This is a genomic window from Hydrogenophaga sp. (assembly GCF_036675665.1).
Taxonomy (GTDB): domain Bacteria; phylum Pseudomonadota; class Gammaproteobacteria; order Burkholderiales; family Burkholderiaceae_C; genus Hydrogenophaga.
Genome location: NZ_JAKFEO010000009.1, coordinates 1 through 16,242, shown reverse-complemented (window position 1 = coordinate 16,242; position 16,242 = coordinate 1). Strand labels below are relative to the sequence as shown.

16 protein-coding genes are annotated in these 16,242 nt (G+C 63.7%); 15 read left to right on the top strand and 1 reads right to left on the bottom strand.

What is annotated here, in order from left to right:
- Positions 1-110 precede the first annotated feature (110 nt).
- From pilV to tolA, 15 genes are all read left to right on the top strand, one after another.
- A complete protein-coding gene (gene pilV, locus V6M63_RS05585) occupies positions 111-716 on the top strand; it encodes a type IV pilus modification protein PilV (protein WP_332740305.1) in 606 nt (201 codons plus the stop codon).
- Positions 713-1,720, top strand: a complete 1,008-nt coding sequence (locus V6M63_RS05580) for a PilW family protein (protein ID WP_332740303.1) — start codon at positions 713-715, stop codon at positions 1,718-1,720. Before pilV ends, V6M63_RS05580 begins: the two co-directional genes overlap by 4 nt.
- Positions 1,717-2,307 carry a pilus assembly PilX family protein gene (locus V6M63_RS05575; RefSeq protein WP_332740301.1) on the top strand — a complete coding sequence of 197 codons (591 nt, stop codon included), beginning with the start codon at positions 1,717-1,719 and terminating at the stop codon, positions 2,305-2,307. Before V6M63_RS05580 ends, V6M63_RS05575 begins: the two co-directional genes overlap by 4 nt.
- Before the next feature lie 3 nt (positions 2,308-2,310).
- Complete coding sequence (locus tag V6M63_RS05570; RefSeq protein ID WP_332740299.1) at positions 2,311-6,378, top strand: pilus assembly protein; 4,068 nt, start codon at positions 2,311-2,313, stop codon at positions 6,376-6,378.
- Positions 6,375-6,848 (top strand): type IV pilin protein, encoded by a 474-nt coding sequence (locus V6M63_RS05565; RefSeq protein WP_332740297.1) that lies wholly within the window; start codon positions 6,375-6,377, stop codon positions 6,846-6,848. The genes V6M63_RS05570 and V6M63_RS05565 overlap by 4 nt, the downstream gene beginning before the upstream one ends.
- Entirely contained in the window at positions 6,845-7,408 is a 564-nt protein-coding gene (locus V6M63_RS05560; RefSeq protein WP_332740295.1) for a GspH/FimT family pseudopilin, read from the top strand. The genes V6M63_RS05565 and V6M63_RS05560 overlap by 4 nt, the downstream gene beginning before the upstream one ends.
- Before the next feature lie 91 nt (positions 7,409-7,499).
- Positions 7,500-8,144, top strand: a complete 645-nt coding sequence (locus V6M63_RS05555; protein ID WP_332740293.1) for a riboflavin synthase — start codon at positions 7,500-7,502, stop codon at positions 8,142-8,144.
- Positions 8,141-9,271, top strand: a complete 1,131-nt coding sequence (gene ribBA, locus V6M63_RS05550) for a bifunctional 3,4-dihydroxy-2-butanone-4-phosphate synthase/GTP cyclohydrolase II (protein ID WP_332740291.1) — start codon at positions 8,141-8,143, stop codon at positions 9,269-9,271. The genes V6M63_RS05555 and ribBA overlap by 4 nt, the downstream gene beginning before the upstream one ends.
- 36 nt (positions 9,272-9,307) lie before the next feature.
- On the top strand, positions 9,308-9,772 hold the full coding sequence (gene ribH / locus V6M63_RS05545; protein ID WP_332740289.1) for a 6,7-dimethyl-8-ribityllumazine synthase: 465 nt from the start codon (positions 9,308-9,310) through the stop codon (positions 9,770-9,772).
- A gap of 2 nt (positions 9,773-9,774) precedes the next feature.
- Positions 9,775-10,305 (top strand): transcription antitermination factor NusB, encoded by a 531-nt coding sequence (gene nusB, locus V6M63_RS05540; protein WP_332740287.1) that lies wholly within the window; start codon positions 9,775-9,777, stop codon positions 10,303-10,305.
- Complete coding sequence (locus tag V6M63_RS05535) at positions 10,302-11,522, top strand: pyridoxal phosphate-dependent aminotransferase (RefSeq protein ID WP_332740285.1); 1,221 nt, start codon at positions 10,302-10,304, stop codon at positions 11,520-11,522. Before nusB ends, V6M63_RS05535 begins: the two co-directional genes overlap by 4 nt.
- A complete protein-coding gene (ybgC, locus tag V6M63_RS05530) occupies positions 11,519-11,965 on the top strand; it encodes a tol-pal system-associated acyl-CoA thioesterase (protein ID WP_332740283.1) in 447 nt (148 codons plus the stop codon). Before V6M63_RS05535 ends, ybgC begins: the two co-directional genes overlap by 4 nt.
- A gap of 53 nt (positions 11,966-12,018) precedes the next feature.
- Positions 12,019-12,717: a protein TolQ gene (tolQ, locus tag V6M63_RS05525; RefSeq protein ID WP_332740281.1), complete on the top strand. Its 699-nt coding sequence runs from the start codon at positions 12,019-12,021 to the stop codon at positions 12,715-12,717.
- 2 nt (positions 12,718-12,719) lie between these two features.
- On the top strand, positions 12,720-13,163 hold the full coding sequence (locus V6M63_RS05520; protein WP_332740279.1) for a biopolymer transporter ExbD: 444 nt from the start codon (positions 12,720-12,722) through the stop codon (positions 13,161-13,163).
- Positions 13,164-13,171: 8 nt separating this feature from the next.
- A complete protein-coding gene (gene tolA / locus V6M63_RS05515; RefSeq protein WP_332740277.1) occupies positions 13,172-14,056 on the top strand; it encodes a cell envelope integrity protein TolA in 885 nt (294 codons plus the stop codon).
- Positions 14,057-14,177: 121 nt separating this feature from the next.
- Here tolA and dnaE read toward each other — a convergent pair.
- On the bottom strand, positions 14,178-16,242 hold a 2,065-nt coding region (gene dnaE / locus V6M63_RS05510; RefSeq protein ID WP_332740275.1), incomplete at its 5' end, for a DNA polymerase III subunit alpha.

The following is a 16,242-nucleotide window of genomic DNA, read 5'->3' as shown; positions in this document are numbered from 1 at the left end:
AGAGGCGGTATCGATACTGCAAATATAGTAGTAATGCCAGCCATCCCTCCACGGGTATCAGCCGTCCAATTGTTATCTTAAGACTCATTTTTCAGAGTTAGAGTGCGGGCATGTCCACGGCACTCATCACCCCTCCTCGCGTGCGCTCTGAGCAAACAGGCTTCAGCCTGATTGAAGTCCTGGTCACCATCATCGTCCTGAGTATCGGGATGCTGGGGTCAGCTGGCATGCAGGCGGCAGCGTTGCAAGCCAACACGCAGACACGCTACCAAGTGGTTGCCGCCGCGCTGGCGGGCGAGTTGGCCGAAGCCATGCGAGGCAACCACCGCATCGCGCTCAATACATTGCCTTCGGCCAATCCCTACCTGATCAACTATGACTCGGGAGCCCTGGTAGCGCCACCGATCGATTGTTGGGTGGACACCTGCTCTGGCAACACCGATGCAGAACGCCTGAGCAACGCGCAATGGCAGGTCCATGAATGGATGGGACGGCTTCGATCGGAGTTGCCCTCTCCACGCGTTCGCATCTGCTTTGACAGCGCCCCTTTTCACGCCACCACTGGCGAAGCCGAATGGGACTGCGACGACATGGGTGACGTGATGGTGGCCAAGATCGCCTGGACAAGGATCAATACCGAAGGCACGTTGATCTTTGGATCGGCAGCGTCCCGCCCACTTGTTGTGATCCCGATCACGGCGGGCAGTGCGTCATGAGATGCACCCACATCCAGCAACGCGGCCTGTCGCTGGTCGAACTGTTGGTGGCCATGACCTTGGGTCTGCTTCTGGTGCTCGTGGCCATCGGGCTTCTTTTCAGCGCCAGTCGAGGATTCAATGCGGTAGACCACGGTTCAGCGGCCCGGGACAAGGAACGCCTGGTGACGGAACTGCTGACATCGGGGATCCTGCAAGCCGGCTACGAGGACTGGGGAAATCCCCTGGCAAACCTGCAATCGGTTGCGCGGCTTCAGAGCGCCGCCACCGATCTCGAACCCGACATTTTTGGCTGGGACAACGCGTTCTATGCCGTCCCGACCGATCTGAACCTGAGCACCAGCACTGCCATTGCCAACGGCAATCGTCCCACCAAATGCGGCAGTGACAGCTCCACGGCCTGCCTCAATGGCAGCGACATTTTGGTGGTGCGGTTCCAGGGCATGAGCACAGTGAGCGACGCCACCAAGGGCGACCGCTCAATGCTCAACTGCGGTGGGGACTCCGAAGCGGCGCCGCCTGATCTCGAAAATCGGTCGGTCAGTCTCTTTCACCTGTCCAGAAACAGCGCCAGCGGGGAGGCGTCGTTGAGTTGCGCCACCTACAACGATGGCTGGAAAGACTCAAGGCCACTGGTGGAAGGTGTCGAAAGTTTTCAGGTGCTGTATGGCACCGACGCGGTGGAGCCGGGGGTCGCTCCAACGGCAAACTCCAACGACAGTGTTGCCGACCGTTGGTTGCGCGCCGACCAGCTCACCGTGGCAGGCGATGCCTCCGCCACGCGAGCCAACTGGCGGCGCGTTCGGGCCGTGCGAATCGGGTTGATCATGCGCGGCCCAGTCGGTTCCGCGGTGGAAGTCGCGGCCAAAAACATCTGGCCACTGGGCGCCACCTTTGCCGATACCAGCGATGTCGGCAGTGTCCTGCTGGCACCCGCCGATGGGCGCTTGCGCACATCGCACAGTTTCACCGTGCATCTGCGCAACGACCTGGCTATGCCATGAAGCCGCAATTCAAGCGTTTCTCCCCGCGGCGTGAACAGGGCTTCTCCCTGATCACCACGCTGGTGCTGTTGGTGATCGCCTCCCTGCTCGGGGTGGCAGCCTCTCAACTGGTGTTGATGTCCGAGCGGAGCAGCCGCTACGACCGTGACCGCCTGATCGCCTTCCAGGGTGCTGAAGCGGCCTTGCTTGACGCCGAGATGGATATACGCGATCCAGGATCCGTGCGCTCCGGGCTTTTCTCACCCACATCAAGAGCTGGCTTCGAAGAGGGATGCGGCACCGACACCACCACCAAAGGCCTGTGTCTGCCCTCGAGCACAAGTGCTGGCCCACTCTGGTCCACCATCAGGTTCACGGACACCGATCGCACTGTGGAGTACGGCGAGTACACAAACCGCCAATACGCGGCAGGCACGAGCGGAGTGCAACCAGCACTGGCACCCAGGTACCTCATCGAGCTCATCCCCGACCCAACACCTGGCGGCAACGGGGGCGCTCCGCGCCATCTGTACCGGGTCACAGCGGTGGGATTCGGGCCACGGGAGGAGACCCAGGTCATGTTGCAAATGTTCTTTCGCAAGGAGTAAGCCGTGGCGAACATCGCTCGAAAAGCCTGGGGCACCGCGCTCTGCATTGCAGTGGCCACGGTGGCAGGCCTCGCATTCAACCAAGAGACCACGACCACGCCTCTGGTCTCGTTACCCAATGATTCCCTCTACGTCAACGGATCGAAATCCAAGATCAACCTCACACTGGCCTTGTCGGTGGAAATGCCCACTTTGGGATCGGCCTACACAGGCGCCTCAGGCGATCTCGCCGACTTCAGACCGAGTCAAAGGTACGTGGGCTATTTCGACAACATGGTGTGCTATGTCAGCGTGACGACCACTGGCATTTCTGGAGGCGAGTATTTTTCCTACAGCAGTGCCAAAAGCGCGATTGATGATAGCTGCCCAAGCGGTACGTCGTTTGACGGCAACTTTCTCAACTGGGCGACCACCTCCGCCATCGACATCATGCGGTACGGACTGACTGGCGGACGCCGTGTGTTCGATGAAGGAACCGGGGCGGGCAGAACGATCCTGGAGCGCGCTTACTTGCCCGACAGGTTGTATCGATCCAATTTCTTTCCCTTGAAGCGTTTACGTGTGGACGAGATTTCCCTGCGCACACCCTTCAATTCCAGCCTGTTTGCAGAAGGCATGTATATCCGCAATTGTCGCAATCGCGTTTACTTCTCCAAGGTCGACGACACCACCGGCAATTGCGCAGAGCCCTTTTTGATTGCCAACGCGCAAAGCCCCCAATTGATCAAGGGCAGTGCCACGAGACCGGGCGAGTTGATTGCGGACGACAACACGACACCCCGGTTCTACCAGACGCGCGTGCTGGTGTGCGACCCAGCGACCGCCTCCAACCGCCTGATGGTCCAGAACCCGGAGACACAACGATGGAACGGTCTGTGCATGCCGTACAAAAATGCCAGCGGTGGCAGTTTCTACAAACCCGTGGGGCAGTTCCAGGTCAGTGCCGACAACGTTCGGGTGAGTGTTTTTTCCTATCTCAATGACAGCGACTACTATCGCAACGGCGGTGTGATGAGGTCTCCTCTGAAGTACCTCGGCCCGCGGCAGTTCGATGCCAACTACAACTTGATGGCAGTTGCGAATCCACACAGCGAGTGGGATTCCGTTACCGGGGTGTTCACACGCAACCCCCAATCGGGCCATGCCGACTACGGCGACCAGGGCTATGGTCAGTCGGGTGCCATCAACTACATCAACGGGTTCGGCGCTCTCGATCCCGATGCCCTCGGCAGCGCCAAGGATTGGGACCCACTAAGCGAGCTTTACTACGAGGCCTTCCGTTATCTGCAGGGTCAACAGCCCACGCCGTCGGCCATCGCCAGACTCATCGGCACGTCGGCCAATGACCGATCGTTGACGGAGAACTTTCCTGCGTACCTGACGTGGACGGACCCATTTGCGGGCTTCGTGGACAACGCGGGAGAAGGGCGGAGTTGTTTGCGCAACAGCGTGCTGGCCATTGCCGATGCCTTCACGCACGCAGATCGCTCCCTTCCGGGCAACACGGTGGACTACAAGCGCGACGCCCCCCGAGACGCCGACACAACGCCCGTGCCACTTGATGTGGAAAAGTGGACCAAGGTGGTGGCTTCGTTCGAGGCCAATCTTGGAGTCGACTACACCGACAGCACGGGCACAGCGCAAAAAGCCCTCAACATTGCGCTGAACAATCCCTACCGTGTGGATTTGTCCAACATCGCGACCGACGTCGCCGTTGAGTCGTCGGGCTCCTACTTGATGGCTGGTTTGGCGTATTTCGCCAACACGCAAAGCTTCCGCGCAGATCTTCCCAAGGCCCGCATCAGCACCTTTTCCATCGATGTCAACACCTACAACAAGACAGGGTCCAACGCCACCTTGCGTCGAGGAACGCAACTCTTTCTGGCTGCCAAATATGGCGGCTTCGACGACAGCCTCACGGGCAATACGGGCAGCCCTTACGCAGCGGGCGACAATCTCTCCTGGCAAGCCACCGATGGCGATGCGCGCAACTACTTTGTGGTGAGCGATCCGCAAACGTTTCTGGATTCCATCTCAGACGTCTTCCGGTCGCTCACCACTGAAACCCGGAGCATCGCCGGTGGTGCAGCCTCTTCCCAACAGTTGCGCAGCGACGAGGCCGCCGCCGTGTTTCAAGCCAGCTTCAACCCTGTTGCCAACGACTGGAGCGGCAGGGTTCGCAAGTTTGCCTTGAGCCTTTCGTCCAGCACAGCAGAGATTGCGTTGGCAACCACCCCCGAATGGGATGCATCGCAAGAACTGACCTTGCGCACAGGGGTCGACCATGGTGCTGATCGCAACATCGTGGTAGGTGCTCCGCTGGGGCAACAGGGCACGGTGGAGCCCTCCAGCTTTGTGTGGGACGGCGCTTTGGCCTCAGCGCACAAGGCCGCACTGAACCGAGACGCGTCAGGCACCGCCGACAGCCTGGGCCCGGACCGACTGAACTACCTGCGCGGTGACCGTCGCCAGGAACAGAGCAGCTCCAATCCACTGCTGCCATTCCGTCCCCGGCAACTGGTGCTGGGCAGCGTAGTGAACGCAGGTCTGGTCTATCAGGGCGCACCCACTCCCACGTTGAGCGGAACGGGCTATTCCGCCTTCCGTGAGACCAACAAGGCCCGTACGCCTTTGGTCTTTGCCAATGCCAACGACGGCATGCTCCATGCCTTCCGCGCCAGCGATGGCAGCGAGGCATTTGCCTACATCCCGGGCTTCATCGTCCCGCGACTCCACACCGTACCCGACATCACCTACACCCATCGCCCCTTGCTGGACGCCACCCCCACCGCAGCAGAGGCCCAGATCGGCGGCCAATGGCGCAGCGTGCTGGTATCGGGTGCAGGCGCCGGTGCGCAAGGCATCTTCGCCATCGATGTCACAGACCCGGAGGGCTTCACCAAGGACAACGTGCTGTGGGAGTTCACGGACGCAGATCATCCGGCCTTGGGCAATGTTCTGGGCAAACCACGGGTTGCGCGCGTGCGGATGAACGACGCTGGTGCCGCAACGGATTCCTACAAATGGATGGCCATCGTGCCGGGTGGTGTCAACAACCACCGCAGCGATGCAAACACGAACAGCAACGCCCATCCTTCGATCTTCCTGATCGACCTTGAAGCGAGGCCCTCGCCGTCCCGGCCGTGGCAGGAAGGGGTCAACTTCTGGCGCATCGAACTGCCGCCCGGAGATGCCTCCACCGCGCCGGGACTGATCCAGATCACAGCAGTCCAGACGCCGGGAAGCGGCAACCTGGAGGCCATTCTTGCCGGCGATCTGCAGGGCAATGTGTGGAACCTGTCGTTTCGCGAGCGAGGCGTCAACTCCTTCACTACCGACGGGTTGAGCAACCTGGAACAGGTCAACGCCATGGGTGAGAATGACGAGCCGATGTTTGTAGCGAGGAGTTCCGCCGACAAACGCCAGCCCATCACCTCCGCACCGGTGACGGCCATCGGATTCGGCGGGAAACGGCTTGTTGTCGTGGGCACTGGCAAGTTCCTTGAGGTCACCGACAACAGCGCACCGACCTCGCCGCCTGCATCGCTGTATGCGCTGCTGGACAGTTCCAGCACGATCACCGGTCGCAGCCGTCTGCAAAGCGCAAGCATCGACACCCGGGGCGAGGTAAGCACCGACGCTTTCCAGTACGGAACGGCTGAAAGCCAAAGGGAGGGCTGGGTGCTGGATTTCCCCAGCTCGGCCGGGGAGCGGCAGGTGACGGAGATGCAACTCGATCGTGGGATCCTGATTTTCACGACACTCAGCCCGGCGGGCGGGGCTTGCAGCGGTGGCGGTGGTCGCGGCTTCAATATCGATGTGCTGACCGGCCGCGGCTCCTCCTGGGATTCCAGTGTCGGTCTGCCGGGGCCACCCATGGTGCTGGAAAAGGGCAACGCCGTGGTCTCGGGCAGCAGCACCAGCGGGCGCCGCACCGCCACCTACCGCATGGGTGTCCTGTTGCAAGGCTCCATGGACAGCGAAGCCGAATCCAGTCAGTTCGACATCACCTTGCAGGTCGGCCGGATGAGCTGGCGTCAGGTCCACAACCACCGGGATCTGCTGCCATGAGGCACTTCACCAGTCGCCGCAGTTCAGGCTTCACGTTGGTCGAGCTCATGATCACGGTGGCGATCGTGGGCATCCTGGGAGCGCTGGCGTACCCCTCCTACCTGGAATCGGTGCGCAAGGGCCGCCGGGCGGAGGCCAGAGCGGCCTTGTTGAATCTTTTGCAACAGCAAGAGCGCCACCTGACGCAGAACAACACCTACCTCGCTTTCGCAAAAGGCGCCACCGCAACACCTTTTCGCACCCATTCAGCCAGCTCCGGGGTTCTGGGGGACAGCAGCCATGTGCTGGGCGCGCGCGAGTGCCAGGCCGTGGGGGGAGAAACGCCCGACGTGCGCGACTGCATCGAGGTGTTTGCTGAACCGCGCACCACCGCCATGGCCGACCCCGTTGCCGCTGTGATCGCCGTGGACAGCCTTGGGCGGCGACGCTGCAACGGTTCCTCAACAGCCCTGAAACCGTGCTGGCCATGACGCAACAACAACGACGCACGGCCGCTGGATTCACGCTCATTGAGTTGATGGTCACTCTGTCGATTGCAGCGGTGTTGATGGTGGTGGCCGTGCCGAGCTATCAGGCCTTCGCCCGCAACGCCGCCGTCGCCCGGGTCACCGGCAATTTCGTCAATGCGGCGCAACTGGCCCGGGCCAACGCCATGCGCTTGTCCCGCCACACACTGGTGCAGGTGACGAATGAAGATCTGGGTTGGGTCGGGGGTTGGCGGGTGTACGCCGACATCGACCGCGACATGGCCTATACGGCAGGTACCGACACTCTAGTCATCGAGCAGGGACCGGCCTCCGATGGCGTAATGAACGACGGCGAGGAGGACGATGGTCTGGACGACCGTGGCACGGTAGCGGAGGGCTACCTGATGTTCAATCCCGCGGGCTTTCCCCGCACCGCCACCGATGGCGCTCTTGGAGGGAGCGTGGTCTTTTACCTGCCTGAAGGTCGAGCCACCGCGGTGATCTACTCCAACTCGGGTCGCATCCGCCGCTGCGACCCGACCAAGACGGGATGTCGCACGTAGCGGCGATCCCATTCGTCCTCCAGCCTCGGCCTGTGCGGAGCTGACAGCCCGAAGAACCGGTCGAGCAGCAAAACCCTGCGAAAATAGCCGGATGTTTACCGGCATCATCACCGGCGTGGGGCGCATCGCCGCCCTCCACGACCTGGGCAGCTCTTTGGACCATGGCAAGCGACTCACGATCGAGGCACCCTCCGGGTATCTCGATGACGTCGGCTTGGGCGACAGCATTGCGCTCAACGGCGCTTGCATGACCGTGACCTCGCTGGATCTGCCCCGGCACCACTTCACCATCGACATCTCGGCCGAGTCGCTTGCCCGCACGGCGGGGCTGGCGCAGACCGGCGGCCGCATCAATCTGGAGAAAGCCCTGCGCGCCCACGACAGGCTGGGCGGGCACATCGTCTCAGGCCATGTGGACGGCGTCGGGCATGTGACCCGCTTTGCGCAGGTGGGCGAGAGCTGGGAACTGCGCGTGATCGCACCGCTGAACCTCGGCAAATACCTGGCCTACAAGGGCTCCATCACCGTCAACGGCGTCAGCTTGACCGTCAATTCGATCCAGGACCTTGCCGACGGCTGTGAATTCAGCATCAACCTCATCCCCCACACGGTGCAAAACACCTCGCTGGGCCAGTTGACCGATGGAAGTCCGGTCAATCTGGAAATCGACACCGTCGCACGTTATGTGGAGCGCATGCTCAGCGCCGGTCAAATCAACCTCAAGGAAATCGCATGAACGCGCCTGAAACCCTGGCCCCGGTGGCCATTTCGCCCGTGGAAGACATCGTGGCCGACATGCGCGCCGGACGCATGGTGATCCTGGTGGACGAGGAAGATCGCGAAAACGAAGGCGACCTCGTGCTAGCCGCCGACCATGTGACGCCAGAAGCCATCAACTTCATGGCCCGCTTCGGCCGTGGCCTGATCTGCCTCACGCTCACCAAAGAGCGCTGCGAACGCCTGCAACTGCCACCCATGGTGCCGCGCAATGGGACCAAGATGGGCACGGCCTTCACCATCTCCATCGAAGCCGCAGAAGGCGTGACCACCGGCATTTCGGCCGCCGACCGCTCGCGCACGGTGCAGGTGGCGGTGGCGCCCAACGCCGTTGCCACCGACCTGGTGCAGCCCGGTCACATCTTCCCGTTGCAGGCAGTCGAGGGTGGTGTGCTCATGCGCGCAGGCCACACCGAGGCCGGTTGCGACCTGGCCGCCATGGCCGGCTGCAGCCCCAGTGCCGTGATCTGCGAAATCATGAAGGACGATGGCACCATGGCCCGTCTGCCCGACCTGCAGATGTTCGCCGCCGAGCACGGCCTGAGGATCGGCACCATCGCCGACCTGATCGAACATCGCAGCCGCACCGAATGCCTGGTGAAAAAACTGGGCACCCGCAGCTTGAACACCGCGTTCGGCGAGTTCCAGGTGCACGCATTCAGCGACGCGCCCAGCGGTGCGTTGCACCTGGCACTCGTCAAAGGCGAATGGGGCCCGGACCAATCGGTGGCCGTGCGGGTGCACGAGCCGCTGTCGGTGCTCGACGCGCTGGAGGTTGGTCGCTCCATGCATTCCTGGAGCCTGGAAGCCAGCCTGCGCTACATCAGCGAAGCGGGCGCTGGTGTGGCCGTGCTGCTCAACTGCGGCGAGACCGCGGCGCAGTTGCTGGCCCAGTTTGAAGGCACCGCCCGTTCGGCCCAGGCACCCGAGCGCGGCCGCATGGATCTGCGCACCTACGGCGTGGGCGCGCAGATCCTGCGTGATTGCGGCGTGCACAAGATGCAGCTCATGGGCAACCCGCGCCGCATGCCCAGCATGACCGGCTACGGTCTTGAAATCACCGGTTACCTCAGCCGCAACGGCTGAACCCATTCACATCCTCAACCAGAAACGGAGCCGCACATGTTCGGCGCAGACAAAGGCACGGCCCACTTGCTCGACGGCAAGAAGCTCAGCATCGGGATCGTTCAGGCCCGCTTCAACGAACCCATCACCGACGCGCTGTACAACGCCTGTCTGGCAGAACTGCTGGCACTGGGCGTGCAGGACAAGAACATCGCCCATGTGAAAGTGCCAGGTGCACTCGAGGTGCCCGTGGCATTGCAGGCCATGGCCGAGCGCGACGATTTCGACGCGCTCATCGCCCTGGGCTGCATCATCCGCGGCGAAACCTACCACTTCGAACTGGTGGCCAACGAGTCGGGGGCTGGCGTTACGCGCCTGGCCCTGGACTACCAGATCCCCATCGCCAACGCCATCCTGACCACCGAAACGCTCGAGCAGGCGATTGCCCGCAAGACCGACAAGGGCCGCGATGCGGCCCGGGTGGCGGTGGAAATGGCCCACCTGCTGCAAGAAATAGGCTGAACATGTCCACAGAACTCCCCACCTCCGAGGGCGAAAAAGCCAAGAGCGGCCTGATCGGCCGCAAGGCCGCCGACAAGTCGGCCCGCACCCGCGCCCGCGAATTCGCCCTGCAGGCGATCTATCAACACCTGGTGGGTCGCAACGCCGCCAGCGACATCGACGTCTTCACGCGCGACCTCGCCGGTTTCCACAAGTGCGACAGCGTGCACTTCGACGCTTTGCTGCATGGCTGCATTGAACAGGCGGACGCGCTGGACGCACTGATCAAGCCGTTGCTGGATCGCCCATTGGTCGAGCTCTCGCCGATCGAGCGTGGCGTGCTGTGGATCGGCGCATACGAATTCCAGCACTGCCTCGACGTGCCCTGGCGCGTGGTGCTCAACGAATGCATCGAACTGGCGAAATCGTTCGGCGGCACCGACGGCCACAAGTACGTCAACGGTGTGTTGCACCAGTTGGCCGCACAGCTGCGCCCGGCCGAGGTGGCCGCTGCGCCATCAAAACCTGGCCCGCGCAAGAACACCGCACCGTGAGGATTGCGCAGCGCGCCCAGCGCGTCGAACCCTTCTACGTGATGGAGCTGGCCAAGGCGGCATCTCTCCTGGCGGCGAACGCCCAGCCGGGTGACCGCTCGATGATTTACCTGAACATCGGCGAGCCTGATTTCACCGCGCCGCCGCTGGTCAACGCCGCGGCCGAACGCGCGATCCGCGACGGACGCAGCCAGTACACGCAGGCCCTCGGTCTGCCCGCCTTGCGCGAAGCCATCAGCGGCTGGTACGCCTCGCGGTTCGGCCTCGCCATCGATTCAAGCCGCATCGTGGTCACCGCGGGGGCTTCCGCCGCACTGCAACTGGCGTGTCTGGCGCTCATCGAGGCCGGTGACGAAGTGCTGATGCCCGACCCGAGTTACCCCTGCAACCGACAGTTCGTGCAGGCGGCCGAAGGCCGCGCGGTGATGATCCCGAGCGGCCCCAAGCAGCGCTTTCAGCTCAGCGCGGCGCAGGTCGAGGCGCACTGGAGCCCGGCCACGCGCGGCGTGTTGCTGGCCTCGCCCTCCAACCCCACCGGCACCTCCATTGCCCGCGACGAGCTGGAGCGCATCGCCCGCTTCGTGCGTGACCAAGACGGCGTGACGATGGTCGACGAGATCTACCTCGGCCTGAGCTACGAGGACGATTTCGGCCACAGCGCGCTGGGCCTGCCAGATGGTCTGGGCAATGAGGTCATCAGCATCAACAGCTTCTCCAAGTACTTCAACATGACCGGCTGGCGCCTGGGCTGGCTGGTGCTGCCGCCCACGCTGGTGCCGGTGGTGGAGCGGTTGGCACAGAACCTGTTCATTTGCGCCAGCACCATTGCACAACATGCGGCGCTCGCCTGCTTCGAGCCCGAGAGCCTGTCCGAGTACGAGCGCAGGCGCAGCGAGTTCAAGGCACGGCGCGACTTTTTCATTCCCGAACTCAACCGCCTGGGCCTGAGCGTGCCGGTGATGCCCGACGGTGCCTTCTACGCCTGGGCAGACGTGACCGGTCTGTGCGCGCGGTGGGGCATCCCGCCGCAAGGCGCACGGCCCGACGAAGGTGGCAGTTGGGCGCTGGCCTTCGAGCTCATGAACCGTTGCCAGTTGGCCACCACACCGGGGCGCGATTTCGGCAGCGCCGACCCCGGCCGCTACCTGCGTTTTTCCACCGCCAATTCGATGGCCCAGCTTCAGGAAGCTGTGTCTCGCCTGGAGCAGGCGCTGTGAGTCTGCCCACGCTGCCATCAGATCCGTTCACGTGGCCGGTGCGCGTCTACTGGGAAGACACCGACGCGGGCGGCATCGTGTTCTACGCCAACTACCTCAAGTTCTTCGAGCGTGCCCGCACCGAGTGGCTGCGTGCGTTGGGCATCGAGCAGCAACGCATGCGCGAGCAGGTCGGCGGCATGTTCGTCGTCACCCAGACCCAGCTGCAATACCACCGCCCGGCCCGGCTCGACGATTTGCTTCTGGTTACAGCACGGGTGCTGGATACGGGCCCTGCGTCCATGACAATTGAGCAGCGTGCGCTCCTGAAACCGCAGCAGAGCGATGCACAAGCTGAATTGCTGTGCAGCGGCACCATCCGCATCGGTTGGGTCGACGACCGCCACCTGCGCCCGCAACGCATACCACCTGCCGTACTCGCCGCGCTCAAGCTGCCACCTTGAGCATCCTGTCCGGACCACGAAACTTCTTCACGACCTGCCTTCTCTGAACACGCATGAACCAAGATCTCTCCATTGTTCAATTGATGCTCAACGCCAGTTGGGTGGTGCAAGCCGTTGTGGTGCTGCTCATGGTCGTCTCCGTGGTGAGCTGGGCCGCCATCTTCCGCAAGGTGTTCTCACTCAAGCGCGTGCGCGCACACAACGACGACTTTGAGCGCGAGTTCTGGTCGGGCACCAACCTCAACGACCTGTATGCGGCAGCAGCCCAGAGTGCCAAGCACGGCGGTCCGATGGAACGCATCTTCGCCAGCGGCATGCGGGAATACCAGAAACTGCGCGAGCGCCGCATCACCGACAACGGTGCCCTGCTCGACGGTGCGCGCCGCGCCATGCGCGCGAGCTTCCAGCGCGAACTCGACGTGCTGGAGACCAACCTATCGTTCCTCGCTTCGGTCGGCTCGGTCTCACCGTATGTGGGCCTGTTCGGCACGGTGTGGGGCATCATGCACGCCTTCACCGGCTTGGCCGCCCTGGCGCAAGTGACGCTGGCCACCGTGGCACCCGGCATCGCCGAAGCCCTGGTGGCCACCGCCATCGGCCTGTTTGCCGCCATTCCGGCGGTCGTGTTCTACAACCGCTTCGCGCACGACATCGACCGCGTGGCCAATGCCATGGAGACCTTCATGGAAGAGTTCTCCAACATCCTGCAGCGCAATCTCGGCGCGCAGACACAAACGCCGTCAGGTCACTGAACATGCCCGCCGTCTCATCACGCGGCCGAGGCCGCCGCACCATCAACGAGATCAACATGGTCCCGTTCATCGACGTGATGCTGGTGCTGCTGATCATCTTCATGGTCACCGCCCCGCTCATCACACCGAGCCAGATCGCGCTGCCCAGCGTGGGCCAGGCCGGGCGCCAGCCCGACCATTTCGTGGCGGTGATGATCGACAAGGACGAACAGATCAAGGTGCGTGAAGGCTCTGCCAGCACCGAACCGCAGCCAGTGGCCATGGAGCAGTTGGTGGCGCGCGTGAAGCAGTTGCAGGCCGGCAAAGGCGCCGCACCCGAGGGCGGTGTGCCAGTCGTCATCAGTGCCGACAAGAACGTGAAGTACGACGCGGTCGTACGCGTGATGCGCGAGCTGCAGGAGGCGGGCATCGCCCGCGTCGGCCTGTCCGTGCAAACCACCCGCTGATCAACGCCATGCAGTCCACCGCCGACCACCTCGACCTCGCACCGCCCAACACCGGCCGCTGGCTCGGCCCGGTGGGCCTGGCGCTGATCGCGCACGGCCTGCTCGTGATCGCGCTCACCTGGGGCGTGTCGTGGCAGAACGATGCCGAACCGGTGACGTTCGAGGCAGAGCTCTGGTCGCGCCTGCCGCAGCAGGCCGCTCCGCGCGCGGTGGAACCGCCGCCACCGCCACCGGCACCGCCCCCACCTGCGCCGCCCAGGCCCACCCCGGTACCAGCACCCGCCCCACCGCCACCCTCGCCCAACCAGGCCGAGATCGCCACCGCGCAAGCGAAGAAGAAGGCTGAGGCAGAGAAGAAGGCGCGTGAGGAAGAAGCCAAAAAGCTTGCGGCTGCCAAGGCCGCCGAGAAGGCGGCAGCAGAGAAAAAGGCCGCGGCAGAAAAAGCCGAGAAAGAGCGCCAGCAGAAACTGGCCGAGCAGAAGCGCGAGCAGGAACGCAAGGCCGCGGCCGCCGATGAGAAGCGCCGAGATCAACTGCGCGACGAACAGATCACCCGCATGATGGGCCAGGCCGGCGCCAGCGGCGGCCCGCAGAGCACCGGCACGGCCCAGCAGTCCAGCGGCCCCACGCCAGGCTACGGCGCCAAGGTGGCCGCGCGCATCAAGCCCAACGTGGTGTTCACCGACGTAGCCCCGGGCAACCCACGCGCGGAGGTCGAGGTGCGCACCGCGCCCGACGGCACCATCACCTCGCGCAAGCTCACCAAGAGCAGCGGCAACGCCGCCTGGGACGAAGCCGTGTTGCGCGCCATCGATCGCACCAGCAGCCTGCCGCGCGACACGGATGGGCGCGTACCGCCGTCGCTGGTGATCGGTCTGCGTCCGCTGGACTGAAACAAGAGGCAGCACCGGAGCGCCGGGACTCCGCCCAGAAACGCCGCGGAACCGGCTCCGCCGGGCCGCAGGCGTTGTCCCCCTTCAGGGGGAAGCCGCGCAGCGGCGCAGGGGGTGCGTCCTAATCAAACACGATTTCCGCCCGCCGCTCATGCGCCTGCGCCATCCAGCTGGCCAGCGCCGCATCGGTCGGAAAAAACAGCGCCCGGTCATCCAGTTGCAGTTCGCACTGCGCGCCCTCGCGCAGCAGTTGCAGCCGCACCGGCAAGCCCCGCACCAGTTCGCCCTGCTCCGTCACCTCGCGTTTGGGCGGGAACTCGCGCACCAGCTGGGCCACGGCAGGCGCATGGCCGTTCACCGCCACGCGCAGGTACTTGCCGAAGCGGCAGCGCGCGGCAGCCAGGTCCCACACCTGCTGGATCTTCAGGCGCACACCGCCCGAGAACCGGTCGGGCTGGGCCACCGCCTGCACGATGATGAGCTCGTCGTCCTTGAGCAGGTTGCGGTGGGCGTTGATCAGGTTCTCGTCGGCGCTGGTCTCGAACACGCCGGTCTTGTCGTCGAGCTTGAACAGCGCGAGCTTGCCGCGCTGGCCGTTGATCACGCGGAAGTCGGTCACGATGCCGGCCAGGATCTGTGGGTCGCGGCTTTCCATCACGTCGCCCAGCGGCGTGCGTGCAAAGCGGCGCACCTCGCGTTCAACTTCGTCGAACAGATGGCCCGAGAAGTAGAAGCCGATCGCGGTCTTCTCCATCGTCAGGCGTTCCTTCACGCCCCAGGGCATGGTCGCCACCAGATCGGGGTCTTGCGTGCTGGAGCCGTGGTCGCTGTCGCCGAAGATGTCGGCTTGCGCGGCGTTGGCGGCCGAAGCGGCAGCGAAGGCGAACGCTCGGTCCACCGAGGCGAGCAGCTCGGCGCGGTTGAGGTGCAGTGAATCAAAGCCCCCTGCCTTGATCAGCGCTTCCACCGTGCGCTTGTTCAAACGCGTGCGGTCCACGCGCACGCAGAAATCGAACAAGCTCTTGAACGGACCCGTCTCATGGCCGCGGGGCCCTTCGCCACGGCCTTCGCGCGCGGCCACGATGGCCTCGATCGCCTGCTGGCCCGTGCCCTTGATGGCGCCCAGGCCGTAGCGAATCGACTTGTTGGAGATTGGTTCGAAGCGGTGGAAACCGCGGTTCACGTCGGGCGCTTCGAACGCCATGCCCATCTTGAGCGCGTCGTCCACCAACACCTTGAGCTTGTCGGTGTCGTCCATTTCCACCGTCATGTTGGCGCAGAAGAACTCCGCCGTGTAATGCACCTTGAGCCAGCCGGTGTGGTACGCGAGCAGCGAGTAGGCGGCGGCGTGCGACTTGTTGAAGCCGTAGCCCGCGAACTTCTCCATCAGGTCGAAGATCTCGTCGGCCTTCTCCTGCGAGATGTCGTTTTTCGCGGCGCCGGCGCGGAAGATCTCGCGGTGCTCGGCCATCTCCTCGGCCTTCTTCTTGCCCATGGCCCGGCGCAGCATGTCGGCGCCGCCGAGCGAATAGCCGCCCAGGATCTGCGCGGTCTGCATCACCTGTTCCTGGTAGACCATGATGCCGTAGGTCTCGCTCAGCATCTCGGCCACCAGCGGGTGCGGGTACTCGATGACTTCCTTGCCGTGCTTGCGGTTCACGAAGCTGGGGATCAGGTCCATCGGGCCTGGCCGGTACAGCGCGTTCAGGGCGATCAGGTCTTCCAGGCGCGAGGGCTTGGCGTCTTTCAGCATGCCCTGCATGCCGCGACTTTCAAACTGGAACACGGCCTCGGTCTGCCCGCGCGAGAACAGCGCATAGACCTTGGCGTCGGTCAGCGGCACGTCCTCGAAGCGGAAGTTCTCCTGCCCCGGGTGGCGCTTGATGATCAGCTCGCGCGCGATCTCCAGGATGGTCAGCGTGGCCAGGCCCAGAAAGTCGAACTTCACCAGGCCGATCGCCTCCACGTCGTCCTTGTCGTACTGGCTCACCGCGGAGTCGCTGCCGGGCTGCGCGTACAGCGGGCAGAAGTCGGTGAGCTTGCCCGGCGCGATCAACACGCCACCGGCGTGCATGCCGATGTTGCGCGTCATGCCTTCGAGCTTCTGCGCCAGCTCGATCAGGGTCTTGACGTCGTCTTCCTTCTGGATGCGCTCGGCCAGCACCGGCTCCATCTCGATCGCGTAG